General features: G+C 65.3%; 19 protein-coding genes. 12 read left to right on the top strand and 7 right to left on the bottom strand.

The features are described from left to right. Window position 1: 1 nt before the first annotated feature. Window positions 2-706: an SPOR domain-containing protein gene (locus tag GTP77_RS08470; RefSeq protein ID WP_161071727.1), complete on the bottom strand. Its 705-nt coding sequence runs from the start codon at window positions 704-706 to the stop codon at window positions 2-4. Window positions 707-728: 22 nt separating this feature from the next. Then, complete coding sequence (gene argS, locus GTP77_RS08465) at window positions 729-2,438, bottom strand: arginine--tRNA ligase (RefSeq protein WP_161071726.1); 1,710 nt, start codon at window positions 2,436-2,438, stop codon at window positions 729-731. 644 nt (window positions 2,439-3,082) lie between these two features. Here argS and rsmB point away from each other — a divergent pair. From rsmB to GTP77_RS08415, 10 genes are all read left to right on the top strand, one after another. Beyond that, a complete protein-coding gene (gene rsmB, locus GTP77_RS08460; RefSeq protein WP_229202125.1) occupies window positions 3,083-4,408 on the top strand; it encodes a 16S rRNA (cytosine(967)-C(5))-methyltransferase RsmB in 1,326 nt (441 codons plus the stop codon). Window positions 4,409-4,535: 127 nt separating this feature from the next. Continuing rightward, a complete protein-coding gene (locus tag GTP77_RS08455; RefSeq protein WP_229202121.1) occupies window positions 4,536-5,063 on the top strand; it encodes a DUF4390 domain-containing protein in 528 nt (175 codons plus the stop codon). Then, a complete protein-coding gene (locus GTP77_RS08450; RefSeq protein ID WP_161071723.1) occupies window positions 5,064-7,367 on the top strand; it encodes a sensor histidine kinase in 2,304 nt (767 codons plus the stop codon). An 83-nt stretch (window positions 7,368-7,450) separates the two neighbouring features. Next, the gene (locus GTP77_RS08445; protein WP_161071722.1) at window positions 7,451-8,170 is read left to right on the top strand and encodes a response regulator; all 720 of its coding nucleotides are present in this window, start codon (window positions 7,451-7,453) and stop codon (window positions 8,168-8,170) included. Next, window positions 8,170-8,628 (top strand): P-loop NTPase family protein, encoded by a 459-nt coding sequence (locus GTP77_RS08440; RefSeq protein ID WP_228894974.1) that lies wholly within the window; start codon window positions 8,170-8,172, stop codon window positions 8,626-8,628. The genes GTP77_RS08445 and GTP77_RS08440 overlap by 1 nt, the downstream gene beginning before the upstream one ends. Window positions 8,629-8,705: 77 nt before the next feature. Continuing rightward, window positions 8,706-8,963: a BTH_I0359 family protein gene (locus tag GTP77_RS08435; RefSeq protein WP_161071721.1), complete on the top strand. Its 258-nt coding sequence runs from the start codon at window positions 8,706-8,708 to the stop codon at window positions 8,961-8,963. A gap of 49 nt (window positions 8,964-9,012) precedes the next feature. Beyond that, window positions 9,013-9,801 carry a class II glutamine amidotransferase gene (locus GTP77_RS08430; RefSeq protein ID WP_161071720.1) on the top strand — a complete coding sequence of 263 codons (789 nt, stop codon included), beginning with the start codon at window positions 9,013-9,015 and terminating at the stop codon, window positions 9,799-9,801. Between the two features lie 104 nt (window positions 9,802-9,905). After that, the gene (locus GTP77_RS08425) at window positions 9,906-11,186 is read left to right on the top strand and encodes an EAL and HDOD domain-containing protein (RefSeq protein WP_161071719.1); all 1,281 of its coding nucleotides are present in this window, start codon (window positions 9,906-9,908) and stop codon (window positions 11,184-11,186) included. Between the two features lie 90 nt (window positions 11,187-11,276). After that, on the top strand, window positions 11,277-12,251 hold the full coding sequence (locus GTP77_RS08420) for an ABC transporter ATP-binding protein (protein ID WP_161071718.1): 975 nt from the start codon (window positions 11,277-11,279) through the stop codon (window positions 12,249-12,251). An 8-nt stretch (window positions 12,252-12,259) separates the two neighbouring features. Next, a complete protein-coding gene (locus tag GTP77_RS08415) occupies window positions 12,260-13,552 on the top strand; it encodes an ABC transporter permease (RefSeq protein WP_229202120.1) in 1,293 nt (430 codons plus the stop codon). Window positions 13,553-13,601: 49 nt separating this feature from the next. Here the strand turns inward: GTP77_RS08415 and GTP77_RS08410 are convergent, their stop codons facing one another. Both GTP77_RS08410 and metH read right to left on the bottom strand, forming a co-directional pair. Next, window positions 13,602-13,988, bottom strand: a complete 387-nt coding sequence (locus tag GTP77_RS08410) for an SPW repeat protein (protein ID WP_161071717.1) — start codon at window positions 13,986-13,988, stop codon at window positions 13,602-13,604. 67 nt (window positions 13,989-14,055) lie between these two features. After that, window positions 14,056-17,838 carry a methionine synthase gene (metH, locus tag GTP77_RS08405; protein WP_161071716.1) on the bottom strand — a complete coding sequence of 1,261 codons (3,783 nt, stop codon included), beginning with the start codon at window positions 17,836-17,838 and terminating at the stop codon, window positions 14,056-14,058. A 113-nt stretch (window positions 17,839-17,951) separates the two neighbouring features. Between metH and GTP77_RS08400 the strand changes: the two genes are divergently transcribed. Together GTP77_RS08400 and GTP77_RS08395 are read left to right on the top strand one after the other, a co-directional pair. Then, a complete protein-coding gene (locus tag GTP77_RS08400; RefSeq protein ID WP_161071715.1) occupies window positions 17,952-18,770 on the top strand; it encodes a glycosyltransferase in 819 nt (272 codons plus the stop codon). 105 nt (window positions 18,771-18,875) lie between these two features. Further along, complete coding sequence (locus GTP77_RS08395) at window positions 18,876-19,289, top strand: tautomerase family protein (RefSeq protein ID WP_161071714.1); 414 nt, start codon at window positions 18,876-18,878, stop codon at window positions 19,287-19,289. Here the strand turns inward: GTP77_RS08395 and GTP77_RS08390 are convergent. The 3 genes from GTP77_RS08390 to def all read right to left on the bottom strand — a co-directional run bounded on the left by GTP77_RS08390 (window position 19,286) and on the right by def (window position 21,777). Then, window positions 19,286-20,206 carry a LysR family transcriptional regulator gene (locus GTP77_RS08390; protein WP_371869340.1) on the bottom strand — a complete coding sequence of 307 codons (921 nt, stop codon included), beginning with the start codon at window positions 20,204-20,206 and terminating at the stop codon, window positions 19,286-19,288. The two genes, GTP77_RS08395 and GTP77_RS08390, sit on opposite strands and share 4 nt — an antisense overlap. A 3-nt stretch (window positions 20,207-20,209) precedes the next feature. Continuing rightward, a complete protein-coding gene (gene fmt, locus GTP77_RS08385; protein WP_161071713.1) occupies window positions 20,210-21,169 on the bottom strand; it encodes a methionyl-tRNA formyltransferase in 960 nt (319 codons plus the stop codon). 65 nt (window positions 21,170-21,234) lie between these two features. After that, on the bottom strand, window positions 21,235-21,777 hold the full coding sequence (gene def, locus GTP77_RS08380) for a peptide deformylase (RefSeq protein WP_161071712.1): 543 nt from the start codon (window positions 21,775-21,777) through the stop codon (window positions 21,235-21,237). Window positions 21,778-21,796 lie beyond the last annotated feature (19 nt).

The following is a 21,796-nucleotide window of genomic DNA, read 5'->3' as shown; positions in this document are numbered from 1 at the left end:
CTTATTTTTGATTGCGCACGACGGCCACGTCGATGCCGTTTTCCGACAGCTTGCCGCGTACTTTGTTCATTGCTTCCACCTGATTGTAGGGGCCCATGCGGACGCGGTGCAGCACGCCGGTGCTGTTGGTGTGGTCGGACACGGTCGCCTCGAAGCCCAGCAGGGCCAGCTTGGCGCGCGCATTTTCGGCGTCCGCCACTTCGCGGAAGGCGCCCGCCTGCAGATAATATACGTACTTCTCTTCGCCTGCCGCCGCAGCTGCAGCCGGTGCGGCCACGGTGGGCTGCACGTTGGTGGCGCCGGGCTTCTTGCTGGCCGCTTCTATCTTGTCCACCACCTGCTGCAGTTCATCGGTCGCCGGTTTTGCCGGCGCGGCCGGCGTGGTGTGCGCAGCAGGAGCTGCTGGCGCGGCCGGGACCGCCGGCGCGGCGGGCGCCGCTGCGTTCGGGTCGCGCGCGAGGTCGCGCGCCGCTTCGCGCGCGGCTTCCTTGTTGCCGTACATCGGCTTGTTGGGATCCGAGATCTGTCCCGCAGTCGGTTCCGCCGCCTTGCCCGTTTTGCCGGACTTGTCGGTGAATGGCGTCGAACCCTTGGTGATCACCAATGCCACGATGACCGCGATAACCAGGCCGATAACCAGGCCGATGATGATGCCAACCAGCGTGTTGCCGCGCTGGCGCTGCAAAGAAGTGGGACGGAAACTCATTGTGCGGGATACCCTAAGCGATTTACATTTTGTTCGGAGCGGAGACGCCGATCAGCGCCAGGCCGTTGCGCAGCACCTGGCGGGTCGCCACCATCAGCGCCAGGCGCGCCAGCTTGGTCGCCTCGTCGTCCACCAGCACGCGTTCGGCGAAGTAGAAGCTGTGCAGCGCTGCGGCCAGGTCGCGCAGGTAGAACGCCACCTGGTGCGGGCCCAGTTCGGCCTGCGCGCGCGCCAGCGCTTCAGGGTAGGCGGCCAGCGCGGCCAGCAGCGTCGCTTCCGACGGCGCGGTCAGCGGCGACAGGTCGACATTGGCCAGCTTGGCTTCGTCGCCGTTCCACTGTTCCAGCATGCGGCAGATGCGCGCGTGGGCGTACTGCACGTAATACACCGGATTCTCGTCCGAGGTTTTCAGCGCCACGTCCACGTCGAACACGAATTCGGTGTCCGCCTTGCGCGAGATGAGGAAGAAACGCACTGCGTCGCGGCCCTTGGTGGTGTCGCCGCCGCCCGACCATTCGATCAGGTCGCGCACGGTCACGTAGGAGCCTGCGCGCTTGGAGATCTTCACCTCGGCGCCGTCCTTCATGACGGTGACCATCTTGTGCAGCACGTAGTCGGGATAGCCTTTCGGGATGCCGATGTTCACCGCCTGCAGGCCGGCGCGCACGCGCGCGATGGTGCCGTGGTGGTCGGAGCCCTGGATGTTGATGGCCTGGTCGAAGCCGCGCTGGAACTTGACGATGTGGTAGGCCACGTCCGGCACGAAATAGGTGTAGGTGCCGTCGGTCTTGCGCATCACGCGGTCTTTGTCGTCGCCGTAGTCGGTGGTTTTCAGCCACAGCGCGCCTTCCTGCTCGTAGGTCACGCCGGCTTTCTGCAGCGCTTCCACGGCGGCGTTCACCTTGCCGTCCTTGTACAACGACGATTCCAGGTAGTAGTTGTCGAACTTCACGCCGAAGGCTTGCAGGTCGATGTCCTGCTCGTTGCGCAGATAGGTCACGGCGAAGGCGCGCAGGGATTCGAGGTCGTCCACGTCGCCGGAGGCGGTGGCGGGAGCGCCGTCCGAAGCCGATACGGTTTTCTTGGCCAGGAAGTCGTCCGCGATGTCCTGGATGTAGTCGCCGTTGTAGGCCGACTCGGGCCATTCGGCGTCGCCCGGCTTGAAGCCGCGCGCGCGCGCCTGCACCGAGGTGGCCAGGGTCTGGATCTGCACGCCGGCGTCGTTGTAGTAGAACTCGCGGGTGACCGCGTAGCCTTGCGAGGTGAACAGCGAAGACAGCGCGTCGCCCAGCGCCGCCTGGCGGCCGTGACCCACGTGCAGCGGGCCGGTCGGGTTGGCGGACACGAATTCAATGATTACGCTCTTGCCGTTGCCCACGTCGCTGCCGCCGAACTGCGCGCCTTGCGCCAGCACGGACTTCACGACGGCCTGCTTGGCCGCGTCCGTCACGCGCAGGTTGATGAAGCCCGGACCGGCGATCTCGGCGGCGGCAACGATGTGTTTGCCGTCCGGATTGTCCAGCAGCGCGGCGACCAGCTTGGTGGCCAGTTCGCGCGGGTTCATCTTCAGCTGTTTGGCCAGCTGCATGGCGATATTGCAGGCCACGTCGCCGTGCGACGCATCGCGCGGGCGCTCCAGCACGACATTGGCGGTGACGCCGGAGCCGTCGAGGATGGGCGCCAGGGCGGCGTTGAACAGGGCGGTGATCTCTTGTTTCTGTTGGGCGAGCATGTGCGTAGGTGGCGGCTGGGCCGCGCTAAGTATCTGGTTAATGCGCTTGTAAAAGCGGTTTTGAAGCGAAACGGCCGGCAGCGTGCGCCCCGGCCAAACAGCGGTAATTATACTGGTTTGCAAGGGGGAGCAAACGTTTGAACCAGATGCAAGCCGACATGGCTTTAGCCTGAGTTGTCCACAACCCGGTTACAATCTCACCTTTATAGCAATTCCGCGATTTTTGCGGCCCGGCGGGCCGCTCGGCCCTGCCATGGGCGGACGCGAGCCATTACGGAAATAACAAGATGACCAAAGAGCGCCCAGTCCTGAAACTGAAAACCCCTGCCGCACCGGCCAAGACCGCTGCCGGCAAGGCACCTTACAAGGGCGCTCCCGGCAAATCCGCAGCCGGCAAACCGGCGTATGCCAAGCCGGCCGCCGCCGGCGGCGCCAAGACCTGGCCGGCCAAGCCGGCCGCCGCCGGTGGCCAGTCCGGCTCGCCGGCCCGTCCTGCAACGCCGCGTCCGGCTTCCGGCGAACCGGCCGAGACCGCGGCTTCGGTCTGGGCCAAGGCCGCGCCCAAGCAGCGCAAGACGGCGCCCGAGCCCAAATTTGCGGCCCCGCGCTCCAAGCCGGAGTTCCGCGAGAGCCACCACCGCGACCTGAAGCCTGCGCTGCAAGTCAATTTCCAGACCGATTTGCGCCATGACTCGCTGGCCTTCGCCCTGCTGGGCGCGGCCACCGCCGTGGCCCAGGTGCGCACCGGCATGGCGCTGCCGCAGGCGCTGGCCGGCGTGTTCGCCAGCACCAACGCCATCCCGCAGGCGCGCGGCGCCATGCAGGACATCGCCTACCGCGCCATGCGCGCGCTGGGCCATAGCGACGCGCTGATCGCCATGATGGCGCCGAAAGCGCCCGAGCCGCTGGTGGCTGCCCTGCTGGCCTGCGCCCTGCCGCTGATGCAGAAGGACGCCGACGGCAGCGCCGCCTACGAACAGTTCACCGTGGTCGACCAGACCGTCAGCGCCGCCTGGGCCCACCCGGACACCGAGCGCGCCAAACCCATGGTCAACGCCGTGCTGCGCCGCTTCCAGCGCGAGCGCGCCGAGCTGCTGGCCGCGGCCGCGCTGCAGCCGGTGGCCAAATGGAATTACCCGCAGTGGTGGATAGACGCGGTGCGCACCGCCTATCCGGACCAGTGGCAAGCCGTGCTCAGCACCGGCAACCAGCCGCCGCCGCTCACCCTGCGCGTGAACCTGCGCCGCAGCACGGTGGCCGACTACCTGGCCAGGCTGGAGCAGGCCGGCATCGCCGCCGCGCAGATCGGCCCGCAGGCGGTGCGCCTGGCCAAGCCGGTCGGCGTGCACCTGATCCCCGGCTTCGACGACGGCGTGGTCTCGGTGCAGGACGCGGCGGCCCAGCTGGCCGCGCAGCTGCTCGATGTCCAGGACGGCATGCGCGTGCTGGACGCCTGCGCCGCGCCAGGTGGTAAAACTTGCAACATCCTGGAGCTGGCCGACGCCGACGTGACCGCGCTCGACGCGGACGCCAAGCGCCTGCTGCGCGTGGGCGAGAACCTGGAGCGCCTGGGCCTGCACGCTACCATGAAGGCGGCCGACGCCCAGCATCCGGACTGGTGGGACGGCCAGGCCTACGACCGCATCCTGGCCGACGTGCCGTGCACCGCGTCCGGCATCGTGCGCCGCCACCCGGATATCCGCTGGCTGCGCCGCAAGGGCGACACGCTCCAACTTGCAACACTTTCCGCCAAAATTCTCGACAACCTTTGGCAGATGCTTGCCCCCAATGGTAAATTGCTGTTCGTGACATGTTCGTTGTGGCCGCAAGAATCCGAGGCGCAGGCGGCCGCCTTCGCGGTGCGTCACGGCGCCACCCGTCTCGATGCGCCCGGTCAATTGCTGCCCACCGGCAGTGCCGAACAGGATCATGATGGACTGTTCTACGCCTTGTTCCAGAAAAATGCGTGAACGGCGCATAAGCGTAGCGACTCCATGTTTTGCCCAATTTTTCGCGCTATTCCCGACGGATATATTTAGTACCGGCCCACTTGTGACGCAACGTTTTTTTCGACTCCTCGCCTGGCAGTTGCTGCTGATGTTCGCTTGCGCGCTGTCGCCCGCGCGCGCGTCGGAGGAAACCGTTGAAATCACCCGCGCCACCATCGAGGCGGCGGAGGAGGGCTACCGCCTGTCGGCCGCCTATTCCTTTGAACTGAACCACGGCCTGGAAGACGCGCTGCTGTACGGCATGCCGCTGTACTTCACCACCGAAATCGAATTCACCCGCCCTCGCTGGTACTGGGTGGACGAGAAGGCCGTCCGCGTTAAACGCACTTTCAGCATTTCCTACAACGTGCTCACGCGCCAGTACCACGTCGGCCCGGTCGGCAATGTGCGGCAGAGCTTCCCGACGCTGGAGGACGCGCTGTTCCTGATACGCCGGCCCAGCCGCTGGGTGGTGGCGCCGCGCGGCGCGCTCAAGGTGGGCGAGGTCTACAACGTCACGCTGCGCATGGGCATGGACCGCGATTACCTGCCCAAGCCCATCCAGGTCAACGCGTTCAACAACAGCGAGTGGCGCCTGGCGTCGAACAAGAAAACCTTCCTGTACAGGGCTGAATAAGTGAGACCGGCCTTGCGGTACCTGTTCGTCGTTGCCGGCGCTGCGGTCAGCATCCTGCTGTTCCTGCTGGCCTCGGCGTCCGACAACTCCGGCCTGTTCGACCGCTACTACGGCTGGCTGCTGGGCCTGAACGCGGCGGTCGCCGTGGCGCTGCTGGTGCTGGTGGGCGTGTCGCTGTTCCGCCTGTATTCGCGCTACCGGGCCGGCAAGTTCGGCTCCAAGCTGATGACGCGGCTGGTGCTGCTGTTCGCCGCCATCGGCGTGCTGCCCGGGCTGGTGATCTTCCTGGTGTCGGTGCAGTTCGTGTCCCACTCGATTGATTCCTGGTTCAACGTGCGCATCGAGGAGGCGCTGGACGCCGGCCTGACCCTGGGCCGCGACGCGCTCGACAAGGCGGTGGCCGACCTCAACGGCCAAAGCAAGAAAACCGCCAGCCTGCTGGCCGAAGAACAGTTCTACGCCGCGCCGGCCATCCTGGCGCGCTTCGTCAAGACCCATCCCGGCACGCAGAGCGCCATCATCGTCGACGCCGAAGGCGGGCTGATCGTGTCGGCCACCGGGCCGCAGCGCATCAATCTGTCGGCCGACCTGCCCAATGCGCCCATGCTGGCGGTGGCCAAGAACGAGGACTCCTATGCCCAGGCCGAGGGCGGCAGCGAACTGCGCGACGACCGCGTGGGCGCGCCGCCGCCGCCGCTGCCGGACGCCTCCAACGTGCTGCGCGTGCGTGTGCTGCTGGCCATACCGGACCCGGTGCAGCCCAACGGCACCCACTTGGCGCCGCGCTTCCTGCAGATTATCCAGGCCGTGCCGCCCAAGCTGGCCGCCAACGGCGAAACGCTGCGCACCGCCTACAGCGAATACAAGGAGCGCTTCGTGGCCCGCGTGGGCCTGCGCAAGATGTATATCGAAACGCTGACCTTGACCCTGCTGCTGGCCGTGTTCGGCGCCATCGCGGCGGCCTTCCTGATCGCCAACGACCTGGCCCAGCCGCTGCTGCTGCTGGCCGAGGGCACGCGCGCGGTGGCCGGCGGCGACCTGTCGCCGCGCCCCATCGTGGCCAGTTCGGACGAGCTGGGCACCTTGACGCAGTCGTTCAACACCATGACGCGCCAGCTGTCGGATGCGCGCATCGCCGTCGACAAGAACCGCGCCGCGCTGCAGAACGCCAAGGCCCACCTGGAGTCCGTGCTGGGCAATATGTCGGCCGGCGTGATGGTGCTGGACGGGGACTTCCGCCTGGTCAGCTGCAACGACTCGGTCGAGCGCATCCTGCAGCACGCCGGCGTGACCATGATAGGCCAGCAGCTGACCGAGATCGACGGCCTGCAGGAGTTCGCCGGCGCCATCGTGGCGGCGTTCTCGGCGCAGAGCGCGCACTCGGCGGCGGGCCGCAATGTGCAGCGCCTGCACTGGCAGCGCCAGATCGAAATTCCGCGCCCGGCCAACAGCGCCAATCCGGACGAGCATGACCTGACCCTGCTGACGCGCGGCTCGCGCCTGCCGGTGGAAAACGGCAGCGGCTACATCGTGGTGTTCGACGATATCACCGACGTGATCTCGGCCCAGCGCTCGATCGCCTGGGGCGAGGTGGCGCGCCGCCTGGCGCATGAAATCAAGAACCCGCTGACGCCCATCCAGCTGTCGGCCGAGCGCCTGCAGATGAAGCTCGAATCCAAGCTGGAAATGCAGAACGACGTGGACCTGCTGAACAAGGCCACCACCACCATCGTCAACCAGGTGGCCGCCATGAAGCGCATGGTGGACGACTTCCGCGACTACGCGAAGACCCCGCCGGCCGTGCTCGAGCCGCTGGACGTGAACGCGCTGGTGGAAGAGATCCTGAACCTGTACCTGAGCGGCGAGGCCAGCGACATCATCCACCTGGCGCTGGCGCCCCAGCTGCCGCTGGTGATGGGCGACGCCACCCAGCTGCGCCAGGTGATCCATAATTTACTGCAGAATGCACAAGATGCGTTGCTGGACCAGCCGCCCGCCGGCGTGGCGCCGCGCATCGACGTCGTCACCGAGGCCATCCATTACCAGAGCGCAGACGGCGGCACCCGCGTTGCGGTGCGCCTGGCGATATCGGACAACGGCCCCGGCTTCGCGCCCAAAATCCTGGCGCGCGCCTTTGAACCGTATGTGACGTCGAAGGCGCGCGGCACCGGTTTGGGGCTGGCGATGGTGAAAAAGATTATCGACGAGCATGGGGGACGGATTGATATCCAGAACCATGTCGATAGAAGTGGCGCTTCGGTACTGATTTTGCTGTTAAAGTTGGCGCCGGTGCAGTTGGCATAATATTGGAAGACTAATAAAATAATTGCTAGCATGCAGGCTTACAATGTCAGCATGACCGGCGAATGAAAAAAAGGCAGGGATAGATGGCAAACATTCTGGTAGTGGATGATGAAATGGGTATCCGCGAGTTGCTCTCGGAAATTTTGAGCGACGAGGGACACGCAATACAGCTTGCCGAAAACGCGCAGCAGGCGCGCGAGGCGCGTGCACAAGGCGCGCCGGATCTGGTCCTGCTCGACATTTGGATGCCGGACACGGACGGCGTGACGCTGCTGAAGGAATGGCAGCGCGACGGCTTGCTGACCATGCCCGTCATTATGATGTCCGGCCACGCCACCATCGATACGGCGGTGGAAGCGACGCGCATCGGCGCGCTGAATTTCCTGGAAAAGCCAATTGCCATGCAGAAACTGCTGAAGGCAGTGCAAGCAGGCCTGACGCGCGCCCAGGAAACCGTGCGTTCGCCGTCGCTGGCGCCGCGTCCGGCCGTGGCGCCGCCGCCGGAAGACGGCGCGGTCGCCGCCGGCGCGCCGTTCAGCGCCGCCATGCCGCAAGCCCACGCCTCGGTGCGCGGCGCGGGCGCCACGGCGGGCGAGGGCCATATGTTCAACCTGTCGTTCGACCTGCCGCTGCGCGAAGCGCGCGACGCCTTCGAGCGCATGTATTTCGAGCACCACCTGGGCCGCGAAGGCGGCAGCATGACGCGGGTGGCGGAGAAGACCGGCCTGGAACGCACCCACTTGTACCGCAAGCTCAAGCAGCTGGGCGTGGAGCCGGGCAAGCTGGCCAAGAAGAACCAATAATGGCCAGCGCCGCCGATGCCGCTCCCGGCGCAGCCGGGGCCGGCGCGGGCGGTCCGCCATCGCCCGCTGCGGCCGCGCGTACCCGCGTCACGCTGGTGACCGGCCCGCGCGCGGCTGTGCGCGAAGCGGCCATCGCCGCCGCGCTCGCCAATATGGCGGCCGCGCAGTCCGCCGCGCAGTCCGCTGTAATTCTGGAAGGCCTGGCGGACGCCAATTCCCCCCTTATCTCCTCCCCCGAAACAGGCCTGAATGTGCAGCGCATCGCTCCCGGCTGTTTGTGCTGCGCAGGAAATCTCGTTTTGCGAGTAACATTGAACCGTCTGCTGCGCCGTCCGCCAGCGCAGCTGTTCATCAGCCTGGCAAATGCGGAGCATGTGGACCAGTTGCGCAGCATGCTGCAGCAAGCTCCGTATGGCGATTTGCTGGACCTGGATACCGATTTGCAAGCCCAGGCTTGAAAAGCGGCGCCCGGTCCCCACTTCAATATGGACCGGCGGAACACATGAGCTTCCGCCTCTAGCGTGAAGGAAGCCAAATGAACCTGATCTACAACAGCGAGCAGTACAGCGTGGTTGAATTCGGTGCGGACCGCGACCTGGAGGCCCTGCGTTTTGGCGGCTATGAAATTGTGGACAAAGGCTGCAAGCGCGAGATCTTCATCGCGGGCGTGCTGGCGCAAAGCTTCCGGCGCGACGTCACCCAGCTGATTGCCAGCGAGCCCACCATGGAGGAAGTCGACGAATTCCTCGGCAGCTACGAGTCCCTGATGAGCCAGCCCGTGCTGCTGCATTAAAGGCCGCAGGCATGGTAAGGTGAGAGTCTGTTGCAGATTCTCCCTTACTATGTGCCAATTACTAGCCATGAACTGCAATGTCCCGACCGACATTGTGTTCAGTTTCACCGGCTTCGCCATGCGCGGCGGCCGCACCGACACCCACCATGACGGCTGGGGCATCGCCTTTTTCGAGGGCGCCGGCGTGCGCCATTTTGTCGACCACCAGGCCGCCATCGCCTCGCCGATCGCCGAGCTGATCAAGAACTACCCCATCAAGTCGCGCAACGTGATCGCGCACATCCGCAAGGCCACGCAAGGCCTGGTGGCGCTGGAGAACTGCCATCCCTTCGTGCGCGAGCTGTGGGGCAGCTACTGGGTGTTCGCCCACAACGGCGACCTGAAGGAATTCCATCCCGTGCTGGACGGTGCTTTCCGCCCGGTCGGCAACACCGACAGCGAGCGGGCCTTCTGCTACATCCTGCAGACGCTGCGCGCCCGTTTTGGCGACCAGCGCCCCGAACGGGCCGCCCTGCGCGGCGTGCTGGAAGAGCTGGTGGCCGGTATCGCCGCGCACGGCACCTTCAATATGCTGCTGGCCAGCGGCAACGAACTGTACGCGCACTGCTCCACCAATCTGTATTACCTGGTGCGTCAATATCCCTTCCTGACCGCCGAATTGTCCGACGAGGACGTGACCGTGGACTTTTCCGAGGTCACCACGCCGGACGACCGCGTGGCCATTATCGTCACCCAGCCGCTGACAACGAACGAGCAATGGACGGCGTTTGTGCCCGGTGAACTGAAAGTATTTCTCGATGGAATACCTGATGCGCCGGGTAACGCGAAAATTGTTTGAGACAACATGCGTGAATGATGCCAAAATATCAGGTAAAACCGCGTAAAACAGCGGGTTAGTTGCCATTTGGCACCATTGTTTCCTGAACTGAGACGGACCCTTCCATGATCGACCTTTCGCCTACTAGTGCGGCCTCCAGGAATTTGCGTGTGCGCGAGTTCTATCTTGGCCGTCAGCCTATGCTGGACCGCAATCAGGCGTTGTTCGGTTATGAGTTGTTGTTCCGCAACGCGCCCGTCGGGCCGGCCAACATCGTCAGCGACATCGGCGCCACCGCGTCCGTGATCGCCCACGCCTCCCAGCTGGGCATGGAAAAAGTGATCGGCGACGCGCTCGGCTTCGTCAATGTCGATGCCGACGTCATCATGAGCGACATCTTCGGTTTCCTGCCGCGCGAAAAAGTGGTGCTGGAAATCGTGGAAACCATGGAAGCCACGCCGCCGGTGCTCAAGCGCATGGCCGAGCTGGTGAGCCACGGCTTCAGCTTCGCGCTGGACGACGTGACCGGCGAAACCGGCAATGTGCAGTCGCTGATGCCCATGATCGAGTACGTCAAGATGAGCATGCGCGACACGCCGCTGCCCATCCTGATGAAGCTGGCGCCGCGCTTCAAGCAGGACGGCAAGAAGCTGGTGGCCGAAAAAGTGGAAACCCGCGAGGAGTTCAAGCACTGCCTGGACCTGGGCTTCGACTACTTCCAGGGCTATTACTTTGCCAAGCCGGTCATCATGAGCGGCAAGAAACTGTCGCCGTCGCAGCTGGCCGTGATGGAGCTGATGACCCTGGTGACGTCGGAAGCGGACAACCTGGAAATCGAACGCGCCATCAAGCGCGACGTGTCGCTGGCGCTGAACCTGTTGCGCCTGGTGAACACGCCTGCCGTGGGCGCGCGCCAGCGCATCGACTCGCTGAGCCAGGCCGTGACCATCCTGGGCCGCCGCCAGCTGCAGCGCTGGCTGCAAATCATGCTGTACGCAGAACCGAGCAAGCGCGGCCACAGCATGACGCCGCTGCTGATGCTGGCCACCACGCGCGGCCGCCTGCTGGAGCTGCTGGCGCTCAAGCTGCGCCCCAGCCAGCGCCACTGCGCCGACATCGCCTTCACGGTTGGCATCATGTCGCTGATGGATACGCTGTTCGGCATCCCCATGTCCGAAATCCTGGCCCAGATCCCCGTCATCGACGAGGTGCAGGATGCGCTGATGTTCCGTGGCGGCTTCTTCGGCGACCTGCTCAAGCTGGCCGAATCCATCGAACAGATCGAGGAGCTGGAGCACCAGATCGTGCCCACGCTGCGCGACCTGGCCGTCTCCACCGACGAACTGGTGGAACTGGAAATGGCGGCGTTCGAGTGGAGCGACAACGTGGTGCGCTACGCATTGTGACTTGTCACAACAAGTCATGACACTTGTCACTTGCTAGAAGGCTAACAGGCGCGATAAGCTTGCGATCTTATTAACGGATCGCACCGCGCCATGACTTCAGTCCTGCTCAGCGTCAATCAACTCAGCAAATCCTACGGCGGCCGCCTCGCGGTCGACGGCGTGAATTTCCAGGTCCGGCACGGCCAGACCGTCGGCCTGATCGGCCCCAACGGCGCCGGCAAGTCCAGCACCGTCAGCATGATCTGCGGCCTGCTGCGCAGCGACAGCGGCAGCGTCGAGCTGGAAGGGGAGGCCATGGCCCAGGGCCAGACCGGCGCCAAGCTCAAGATCGGCCTGGTGCCGCAGGACCTGGCGCTGTATGAAGACCTGTCCGCGCTGGAAAACCTCAAGCTCTTCGGCGCGCTGTACGGCCTGAAAGGCGCGCTGCTCAAGGAGCGCTGCGCGCAGGCGCTGGACATGGTGCGCCTGGCGGACCGCGCTGCCGACAAGCCATCCACCTTCTCCGGCGGCATGAAGCGCCGCCTCAATATCGCCGCAGCGCTGCTGCACGAACCCAAGCTGCTGATCCTGGACGAGCCCACCGTGGGCGTCGATCCGCAAAGCCGCAACGCCATCTTCGACACGCTGGAAGCGCTCAAGGCCAAGGGCATGGCGCTGATCTACACCAGCCACTACATGGAGGAAGTGGAGCGGCTGGCCGACCACATCGTCATCATCGACCACGGCAAAGTGCTGGCCGATGAAAGCCCGGCCGACCTGTACCGCCGCCTGCCCGCGCAAGCGGCGCTGCGTGCCGAACTGGCGCAGCCGCTGGCGGCCGAGCGCATGGCCGAGCTGCTCGCCGGCCTGCGCAGCCTGCCGGGCGTGAGCGCCGTGCGCGAGCTGGGCAGCCAGGCCGGCGAGGGCGGCCCGGTGCTGGAAATCGGCCTGGCCGCTACCGCGCACGCGGCTTCCGTGCTGGCCTGGCTGAACGCGCAGGGCTGCGCCCTGCAGCACTTCGCCACCGCCAAGACCAATCTTGAAGACATCTTCCTCAACCTCACCGGCCGCAGCCTGCGCGACTGAAAAGGACCATGATGACCGCATTTTTCGCACTGGTCCGCAAAGACCTCATCCTCTACCTCGGCGACAAGCGCGCGCTGCTGATCAACCTGATGCTGCCCATCGTGCTGGCTGCCTTCTTCGGCTCCCTGTTCGGCGGCAGCGGCGATTCCAAGACCGGCAAGATCGACGTCGGCCTGGTGCTGCAGGACAGCAGCCCGGTCGGCGTGAAGATTGCCGACGGCCTGAAGGCGGACGCCACGCTGCGCATCATTGAACTGCCGCTGGAAGAGGCGCAAGCCAGGGTCCGTTCCGGCAAGCTCACCGTGGCCGTGGTGATTCCGCAAGGCTTCGGCGACGCCGCAGGCAAAGCGCTGTTCAGTGCGGGGAACAAGCCGGAGATCCCGGTGTTCTACGACCCCTCGCAATCGACCACGCTGGCCATGGTGAAAGGCATGCTCACGCAGCAGGTGATGCAGATCGTCAGCGCGGAAATGTTCGGCGGCGACACGGGCGCCAAGTTCATGGACACCAGCCTGCTCGAGCTGGAGCAGGAGACTGCGAAAGGCAAGGGCAATCCCGAACTGCGCGACATGCTGGCCAGCGTGCGCAAGTTCCAGAAAACCGAGCAGGCCAAGCCTGCGCAGGACGGCGCGGACGGCGCCAAGGCCAAGCCCGGCCTGAGCATGCCCTTCGCCACCAAGGACGAGGCGCTCAGCTCTGGTCCCAAGTACAACGGCTACGCGCACTCGTTTGCGGGCATGAGCGTGCAGTTCATCCTGTTCATGGGCGTGGACATGGGCATAGGTATCCTGCTGGCGCGCCGCATGGGCATCTGGAGCCGGCTGCTGGCCGCGCCGGTATCGCTGACCACGGTGCTGCTGGCGCGCGCCATATCGGCCGCCGTGATCGCCTCCGGCCTGCTGGTGGCCATCTTCCTGTGCGCCATGCTGATCTTCAAGGTGCAGATTGCCAACCCGCTGGGCTTCGTGGGCGTGGGGCTGTGCTTCGCGCTGATGACGGCAGGCTTCGGCCTGCTGATCGCCGCCTTCGGCAAGACGCCGGAAGCCGCGCGCGGCATTGCGGTGTTCGCCACGCTGATCATGGTGATGCTGGGCGGCGCCTGGGTGCCGTCCTTCGTCTTCCCCGCGTGGATGCAGCTGCTGACGATCGCCATCCCCACCCGCTGGGCGGTGGACGGCTTTGACGCGGTAACGTGGCGCGGCCTCGGCATGGAAGGCGCGCTTGGCCCCATGGCGGTGCAGCTTGCCTTTGCCGCCGTGTTTGCCGGCCTCGCCATCTGGAAATTCCGCCGCGACCAGTGAAACCGGCGGGTTAGCGCCTGGGCGCGTAACCCGCCAAGCTCCGCCACGGTCACGGATGCGCCGCACCCGGCCAATGCGTGCGCAACTCCGGATCCGTGCGCATCTCCCACAGCGCCAGCACGGCAACCGCCGCGCCGACGATGAGGTTGTTCCACATGGCCTCTTGCGGCACGGTGATCTGCTCGGCCCGCGCCAGCACCCAGGGCGACACCGCCACCCAGACGCCAACCAGCAGGTTCAGCACAACCGCCCAGAAATAGGTCTTGTACAGATCAAACGCGGCCAGCGCCGCCATGACCGCGCCGGTCACGAAAGCGTTCCACGCCAGCTGCGACGGGATGCCGTAGCCAAACACCCAGGGCGTAATGAACTGCCACAAACCGAGCAGCAGGATCAGCTGATCCTGCCAGCGTTTGATTGCAACTGCGTTTTCCATATGGCCTCCGTTGAAGTGGTTAACTCCATGCTTAGGCCATCGCAGCGCGCAAAGGTTCCCGTTTTTTTTACAGGTTAGGCGCGAGGTAGCGTTCGAGTTCAGCCTTGTCGATGCCGCGGCGGACAACCATGTCTTCAAACTGGTCGCTGCCGATCTTGCCGACGGTGAAGTACTTCGATTGCGGATGCGCGAAGTAGAAGCCGGACACGGCGGCGCCGGGGAACATGGCGAACGACTCGGTCAGCTCCATGCCGATCTCTTCCGCTTGCAGCACCTTGAACATGTCGGCCTTCACCGTATGCTCGGGGCAGGCAGGGTAGCCCGGCGCCGGGCGGATGCCGGCGTATTCTTCGGCGATCATCTGCTCGTTGCTCAGGCCTTCGTCGGCGGCATAGCCCCACAGGTCCTTGCGCACGCGCTCGTGCATGTATTCGGCGAAGGCTTCGGCCAGGCGGTCGGCCAGCGCCTTGAGCATAATGGACGAGTAGTCGTCGTGTGCGTCTTCAAAGCGCTGCTCGTACTTCTCGATGCCCAGGCCGGAGGTCACGGCGAACATGCCGATGTAGTCCTTGATGCGGGACTCTTTGGGCGCGATGAAGTCGGCCAGGCACTGGTTCGGGCGCTGCACGCCGTCGATGATGGGCTTCACGCCCTGCTGGCGCAGGCCGTAGTAGGTGAAGGCCACGGTCTCGCGCTCGTCGTCGGTATAGATTTCGATGTCGTCGTCGTTCACGCTGTTGGCGGGCAGCAGCGAGACCACGCCGTTGGCGGTGAGCCAGCGGCCGTCGATCAGTTTCTTCAGCAGCGCCTGGCCTTCCTCGAACACCTTGCTGGCCGCTTCGCCCACCACTTCATCGGTGAGGATGGCGGGGAAGGGACCGGCCAGGTCCCAGGTCTGGAAGAACGGACCCCAGTCGATATAGTTGGCCAGCAGCGCCAGGTCCACGTTCTTGAACACGCGGCGGCCGATGAACTTGGGCTTGAGCGGCTTGAATTCCAGCTTGGCCTTGTTGGCGCGCGCGGCGGCCAGCGATACGGTCGGCAGCGCCTTCTTGTTGGCGTGCTGTTCGCGGATGCGCACATAGTCCTGCTCTATCTCGGCGATGTACTGGTCGCGGCTTTCCGGCGTCAGCAGCGACTGCGCCACCGACACGGAACGCGAAGCGTCCGGCACGTAGACCACCGGGCCTTCGTAGTTGTGCGAAATCTTCACGGCGGTGTGCGCGCGGCTGGTGGTGGCGCCGCCGATCAGCAGCGGGATCTTCATCATGCGGAAGTGCTCGTCGCGCTGCATCTCCTTGGCCACGTGGGCCATTTCCTCCAGCGACGGCGTGATCAGGCCGGACAGGCCGATGATGTCGGCGTTTTCCAGCTTGGCGCGCGCCAGGATCTCGGAGCAGGGTACCATCACGCCCATGTTCACCACCTCGAAGTTATTGCACTGCAGGACCACGGACACGATGTTCTTGCCGATGTCGTGCACGTCGCCCTTCACGGTGGCGATGACGATCTTGCCCTTTGGCTTGGCGACGATGCCGGTGCGCGCTTCCTCGGCCTTCTTCTCCTCCTCGATGTAAGGGATCAGGTGGGCCACGGCCTGCTTCATCACGCGCGCCGATTTCACCACCTGCGGCAGGAACATCTTGCCCTGGCCGAACAGGTCGCCGACGATGTTCATGCCGTCCATCAGCGGGCCTTCGATCACGTGGATAGGACGGCCGCCGGAAGCCAGAACCTGCTGGCGCATCTCTTCCGTGTCGTCGGTGATGAACTGGGTGATGCCGTGCACCAGCGCGTGCGCCAGGCGCTTCTCCACGATGGCGTTGCGCCACTCCAGGTTCTGCTCCTGCGCCTTGCCGCCGGCCTTCAGCGTGCCGGCGATTTCGATCATGCGCTCGGTGGCGTCTTCGCGGCGGTTCAGCACCACGTCCTCCACGCGCTCGCGCAGCTCGGCCGGCAGGTCGTCGTACACGCCCACCATGCCGGCGTTGACGATGCCCATGGTCATGCCGGCCTTGATGGCGTGGTACAGGAACACGGTGTGGATGGCTTCACGCGCCGGGTCGTTGCCGCGGAAGGAGAAGGACACGTTGGACACGCCGCCGGAGATCTTCGCGTGCGGCAGGTTGTCCTTGATCCAGCGGGTGGCGTTGATGAAGTCCACCGCGTAGTTGTTGTGCTCTTCGATGCCGGTGGCGATGGCGAAGATGTTCGGGTCGAAGATGATGTCTTCCGGCGGGAAGCCCACCTGCTCGGTCAGCACCTTGTAGGCGCGTTCGCAGATTTCGATCTTGCGCTCGAAGGTGTCGGCCTGGCCCTTCTCGTCGAAGGCCATGACGATGACGGCGGCGCCGTAGCGGCGGCACAGTTTCGCCTGGCGGATGAACTCCTCCAGGCCTTCCTTCATCGAGATGGAGTTGACGATGGCCTTGCCCTGCACGCATTTCAGGCCCGCCTCGATCACATCCCACTTGGAGGAGTCGATCATGATGGGCACGCGCGAGATGTCCGGTTCGGACGCGATCAGGTTCAGGAAGCGCGTCATGGCGGCCAGCGAATCGAGCATTGCTTCGTCCATATTGATGTCGATGACCTGGGCGCCGTTTTCCACCTGCTGGCGCGCCACCGACAGCGCCTCGTCGTACTGCTCGTTCAGGATCATGCGCGCGAACGCTTTCGAGCCGGTGACGTTGGTGCGCTCGCCCACGTTGACGAACAGCGAGTCGTCGTCGATGGTGAAGGGCTCCAGTCCGGACAGGCGCTGGGCGACCTTCACTTCCGGCAGCGCGCGCGGCTGGGTCTCGGCCAGCAGCTTGGCGATGGCGGCAATGTGGTCGGGCGTGGTGCCGCAGCAGCCGCCGGCCATGTTGATAAAGCCCGCGTCGGCGAACTCGCGCAGCAGGGCGGAGGTGTCGGCCGGCAGCTCGTCGAAGCCGGTGTCGCTCATCGGGTTGGGCAGGCCGGCGTTCGGGTAGATGCAGACGAAGGTGTCGGCGATCTGCGACAGCTCTTCGGCGTAGGGGCGCATCAGGGCGGCGCCCAGCGCGCAGTTCAGGCCTATGGTCAGCGGGCGCGCGTGCCGCACCGAGTTCCAGAAGGCCGGCACGGTCTGGCCGGAGAGGATGCGGCCGGAGGCGTCGGTCACGGTGCCCGAGATCATCAGGGGCAGGCGCTCCTGCTCCGGGCGCTCTTCGAAGTACAGGTCGATGGCGAACAGCGCGGCCTTGCAGTTCAGCGTGTCGAAGATGGTTTCCACCAGCAGCACATCGGAACCGCCGTCGACCAGGCCGCGCACCTGCTCGTAGTAGGCGGCGACCAGCTGGTCGAAGGTCACGTTGCGGGCGGCGGGGTCGTTCACGTCCGGCGAGATGGACGCGGTCTTCGGCGTCGGGCCGAGCGCGCCGGCCACGAAGCGCGGCTTGTCGGCGCTGCTGTACTTGGCGGTGGCGGCCTTGGCCAGCTTGGCCGCTTCCACGTTCATCTCGTAGGCCAGGTGGCCCATGTGGTAGTCGTCCTGCGCGATGGAGGTGGCGCCGAAGGTGTTGGTTTCGATCAGGTCGGCGCCGGCGGCCAGGTAGCGCTCGTGGATTTCCTGGATCACCTGCGGCTGCGTCAGCGTCAGCAGCTCGTTGTTCCCCTTGACGAACAGCTCGCGCGCGCCGCTGTCGGCGGGCGCTGCGAAGTCGGCGAAGCGGCCGGTGGGGCCGCCGCGGTAAGCCATTTCATCCAGTTTGTACTGCTGGATGATGGTGCCCATCGCGCCGTCCAGGAACATGATGCGCTTGGAGAGCATCTCGCGCAATTGCGCTTCGGTCTTGGAGTAGCGTGGCTGGCTGGCTTTGTTGTTCATTTCGTACTTTCGCGACGTGGCTGAAGGGAGGCTGAGAAGACAATACCGGGTCTAAAATTATACGGCATTGCAGCATCGGCAGCATAAGAGGCATTTTCCGGTAACATTGCGCCATGAAGATAACCGTTATCATCTCCGCGCACAAAAAGCGCCGCGAAATGGAGTTCGTCCTGACCGGCTACGCCGCCCAGACCCGCATGCCGGACGAGATCATCGTGTCCCAGGACGGCGAGTTCCCCGAGATTGCCGAGGCGGTGGAAAACTGCCGCCACCTGGGCCTGCCGCTGATCCACCTGACCCAGGAGCACCGTGGCTTCGGCAAATGCCGCGCCCTGAACAAGGCCATCCTGCAAGCCAGCGGCGACCTGCTGCTGTTCACCGACGGCGACTGCATCCCGCGCGACGACTTTGTCGACACCTATCTGCGGCTAAGCCGCCCGGGGGCTTTCCTGGCGGGCGGCAGCCATATCAGCGTGCCGGAGGCCTACCACCTGAATAACGACCTGCGGCCCGCCATCCTGGACCAGCGCCTGTTCGACTACGGCTTCCTGAGCGCCATCCCGGGCTTCGACAAGAGCCGCAACCGATTGCTGCGCAATCCGCGCCTGCGGCGCTTCTACGACTTCCTCTCCCCGCGCAACGCCTTCAGCGGCGCCAATAGCTGCGCGTGGCGGCACGACGTGCTGGAAGTGGGCGGCTTCGACGAGAGCATGGCCTACGGCGGCGAAGACCTGAACATCGGCCTGAGGCTGAACAACATCGGCGTGCGGGGCGTGCGCGCGCGCCACTCCATCGTCAGCCTGCACCTGGACCACGGGCGCGGCTACTACGACGCGGCGCTGCACCAGGCCAACCAGGACTGGAACAAGGAAGTGCGCAGCCGGGGCCACGTGTTCCCGCGCGTTTCTCCTATCCGCCAGCTGAAGCCGTAAGCCGGCGTGCGCGGCGCGCACAAATCCTGTGCGCCGGCATGGCTGGTGCGGGTGGGGAGGGCGGCCTACCATGGCTACACCTTAACCACTCGTAGGAGTAGCGCCATGCCCATCCTGAACCTCACCCTTTCCACGCCGGCCAGCGCCGGGCAATCGCAGCGCGCCGCCGCCATTCTGCTGCGTCTGACCAATGACATCCTGCACAAGGCGCAGCCGCTCACTTCCATCGCCATCTCGCACGTGGAGCCGCAGCACTGGTACATCGGCGCCGCTTCGCTGGCGCAGCAGGAGAAAGCCAGCTTCTTCCTCGACATCAAAATCACCGACGAAACCAACACCGCCAGCGAAAAGGCGGCATACATCAAGGCCGTGTTCGAAGAAATGGCAGGCTTGCTGGGACCGCTGCACGAGGTCAGCTACGTCCACATCGACGACGCCCGCCCCGCCGCCTGGGGCTACGGCGGCCTCACCCAGCAATACCGCGCGGTGAAGAAGTCGATGGCGCCGGCCGAAGCCTAGGCCCAGCCGCGCCCGCGGTAGTGAGCGGTGGCGAAGTCGATGAAGGCGCGGACTTTCGGGGACTGGTGGCGGCTCTGCGGGTAGCGAGCGTACAGTTCGCGCGGACGCTGCGGGTAGTCCGGCAGCAGCGCGGTCAAGGCGCCGCGCTGCACGTCTTCATGCACGATGAAGGAGGCGGCGCTGATGATGCCCAGGCCGGCCAGCGCGGCGGCGCGCAGGGCGACGCTGGTGTTGGCTTGCAGGTTGCCTTGCACATTCACGCTCTCCTCGCCGCCGCCGGGGCTGCGGAAAGTCCATATGCGCGGGTGCTGCGCCTGCGTGTAGACCAGGCAGTTGTGCCGCGCCAGCTCGGCCGGCGTGCGCGGCGCGCCATGCTGCTTCAGGTAGGCCGGGCTGGCGGCCAGCAGCAGCGGGCTGTCGGCCAGTCTCCTGGCGATCAGCGTGGAGTCGGGCAGGCCGCGCGTGAGGCGCAGCGCGACGTCGAAGCTGTCTTCGATCAGGTCGACGATCCGGTCGTTGCAGACCAGGTCCACTGTCAATTCAGGGTATTGCGCCATGAAGGCGGACAGCCAGGCGGCCAGCTCCAGCGTGCCGAAGGCCATGGGCGCGTTGATGCGCAGGGTGCCGGAAGGACGCGCCTGCTGCGCAGTCACGGCGCGGTCGGCGTCGTCGAGGGCGTCGAGGATCTGGCGGCTGGCTTCGTAGTATTGCTTGCCGGCGTCGGTGAGGGCGAAGCGGCGCGTGGTGCGGTTCAGCAGCTGGGCGCCGAGGTGGGCCTCCAGCTGCTTGATCTGGCGCGAGACGGCGGTGTGGCTGAGGCCCAGCGCCTCGGCGGCAGCCGTGAAGCTGCCCAGTTCGACCACGCGGCGCAGGGCGCGCAGCGCAGCCAGCTGGTCGATGCGCGCAGGCTCGCTCACCGCTCAGGCGAAGCGCAAGCCATCCAGCGCGAAGCCCTTGATGAACTCGGAAGCCGGCAGGCGCTTGCCGCCCGGCTTTTGCAGCTCGGTCAGGCGCAGCGAACCGCCGCCGCCGCAAGCCACCACGATGCCGTGCTGCGCGTCGGCCGCGAGCACCTGGCCGGCAGGCGCCGAGCTGTCCGCGTCCAGCACTTCCGCGCCCCACAGCTTGATGGTGACGCCGTTCACGTCGCCATGCGCGCCGGGGAAGGGATTGAAGGCGCGGATCTTGCGGCCGATCTCGCGCGCGGACTGCTTGAAGTCCAGCGCAGCTTCCTCCTTGCTGATCTTGGCGGCGTAGGTCACGCCCGCTTCCGGCTGCGGCACCGCTTCCACGATGCCGCTGTCCATCTTCTGCATCACCTTGACGATCATGCGCGCGCCCATGGCGGCCAGTTTGTCGTGCAGTACCCCGGTGCTGTCCTGCGGGCCGATGGGCAGGCGCTCGATCAGCAGCATGGGGCCGGTGTCCAGGCCTTCTTCCATCTGCATGATGGTGACGCCGGTTTCCGCGTCGCCCGACTCGATGGCGCGGTGGATGGGCGCGGCGCCGCGCCAGCGCGGCAGCAGCGAGCCGTGGATGTTGATGCAGGGCTTGATGTCCAGCGTGCTGCGCGGCAGGATCAGGCCGTAAGCGGCCACCACCATCGCGTCGTAGTCGGTCGCCATCAGCAGCTCATGGGCTTGCTTGGCTTCGGCGGCGCGCTGCGGGTCCTTGCTGTCCATGCGCAGCGACAGCGGCTGCGCCACGGGAATATTGTGCGCCACGGCATATTGCTTGACGGCGGACGGGTGCAGATGCATGCCGCGTCCGGCGGGGCGGTCGGGCTGGGTCAGCACCAGGGGGATCTCAAACCCCGCCTCGTGCAGGCTTTGCAGCGCCACGGCTGCGAATTCGGGTGTGCCCGCGAAGATTATTTTCATTCTATTGTCCTCTTGAGGTGGCACTAAAAACTGACATGGCCGGACTGTGCCGGCCATGTGGGAAATCAGATGCGGCGGCCTTGTTCCCGCAGCGCTTTTTCGCGCGCGATGCCGCGTTCTTCCTTCATCATGCGCGTTTTGATGCGGTTGCGCTTGAGCGGCGACAGGTATTCCACGAATACCTTGCCCACCAGGTGGTCCATTTCGTGCTGGATGCACACGGCCAGCAGGCCGTCCGCTTCCAGTTCAAACTGCTCGCCCTTCACGTCGAAGGCGCGCACCTTCACTTTGGAAGGACGCTCCACGCCGTCGTACACGCCGGGCACCGACAGGCAGCCCTCGTCGTACACGGTGCGCTCTTCGCTGGACCAGATGATTTCCGGGTTGATGAAGGCGATCAGCTGGCTTTTGTCTTCCGAGATGTCGATGACGACAACGCGCTCATGCACGTCCACCTGGGTGGCGGCCAGGCCCACGCCGGGCGCCTCGTACATGGTGTCGGCCATGTCGGCGACCAGTTTGGCCAGGCGCGCGTCGAAGGCGGTGACGGGCTGCGCAATCTTGTGCAGGCGCGGGTCGGGATAGCGGAGGATATTCAGTATGGACATGCGGATTCGTGGTGTGACT

The sequence above is a fragment of the Pseudoduganella aquatica genome (assembly GCF_009857595.1).
In the GTDB taxonomy this organism is placed as follows: domain Bacteria; phylum Pseudomonadota; class Gammaproteobacteria; order Burkholderiales; family Burkholderiaceae_D; genus Rugamonas; species Rugamonas aquatica_A.
This window is presented reverse-complemented; position numbering and strand designations above follow the sequence as displayed.

What these genes read in the sequence shown, in the direction of transcription:
- GTP77_RS08410 (WP_161071717.1), bottom strand. Translation starts at nt 13,988, where the DNA reads ATGGAAAACGCAGTTGCAATCAAACGCTGGCAGGATCAGCTGATCCTG.
- metH (WP_161071716.1), bottom strand. Translation starts at nt 17,838, where the DNA reads ATGAACAACAAAGCCAGCCAGCCACGCTACTCCAAGACCGAAGCGCAA.
- GTP77_RS08440 (WP_228894974.1), top strand. Translation starts at nt 8,170, where the DNA reads ATGGCCAGCGCCGCCGATGCCGCTCCCGGCGCAGCCGGGGCCGGCGCG.
- GTP77_RS08430 (WP_161071720.1), top strand. Translation starts at nt 9,013, where the DNA reads ATGTGCCAATTACTAGCCATGAACTGCAATGTCCCGACCGACATTGTG.
- GTP77_RS08470 (WP_161071727.1), bottom strand. Translation starts at nt 706, where the DNA reads ATGAGTTTCCGTCCCACTTCTTTGCAGCGCCAGCGCGGCAACACGCTG.
- argS (WP_161071726.1), bottom strand. Translation starts at nt 2,438, where the DNA reads ATGCTCGCCCAACAGAAACAAGAGATCACCGCCCTGTTCAACGCCGCC.
- fmt (WP_161071713.1), bottom strand. Translation starts at nt 21,169, where the DNA reads ATGAAAATAATCTTCGCGGGCACACCCGAATTCGCAGCCGTGGCGCTG.
- def (WP_161071712.1), bottom strand. Translation starts at nt 21,777, where the DNA reads ATGTCCATACTGAATATCCTCCGCTATCCCGACCCGCGCCTGCACAAG.
- GTP77_RS08415 (WP_229202120.1), top strand. Translation starts at nt 12,260, where the DNA reads ATGATGACCGCATTTTTCGCACTGGTCCGCAAAGACCTCATCCTCTAC.
- GTP77_RS08435 (WP_161071721.1), top strand. Translation starts at nt 8,706, where the DNA reads ATGAACCTGATCTACAACAGCGAGCAGTACAGCGTGGTTGAATTCGGT.
- GTP77_RS08445 (WP_161071722.1), top strand. Translation starts at nt 7,451, where the DNA reads ATGGCAAACATTCTGGTAGTGGATGATGAAATGGGTATCCGCGAGTTG.
- GTP77_RS08425 (WP_161071719.1), top strand. Translation starts at nt 9,906, where the DNA reads ATGATCGACCTTTCGCCTACTAGTGCGGCCTCCAGGAATTTGCGTGTG.
- GTP77_RS08395 (WP_161071714.1), top strand. Translation starts at nt 18,876, where the DNA reads ATGCCCATCCTGAACCTCACCCTTTCCACGCCGGCCAGCGCCGGGCAA.
- GTP77_RS08420 (WP_161071718.1), top strand. Translation starts at nt 11,277, where the DNA reads ATGACTTCAGTCCTGCTCAGCGTCAATCAACTCAGCAAATCCTACGGC.
- GTP77_RS08455 (WP_229202121.1), top strand. Translation starts at nt 4,536, where the DNA reads ATGTTCGCTTGCGCGCTGTCGCCCGCGCGCGCGTCGGAGGAAACCGTT.
- GTP77_RS08400 (WP_161071715.1), top strand. Translation starts at nt 17,952, where the DNA reads ATGAAGATAACCGTTATCATCTCCGCGCACAAAAAGCGCCGCGAAATG.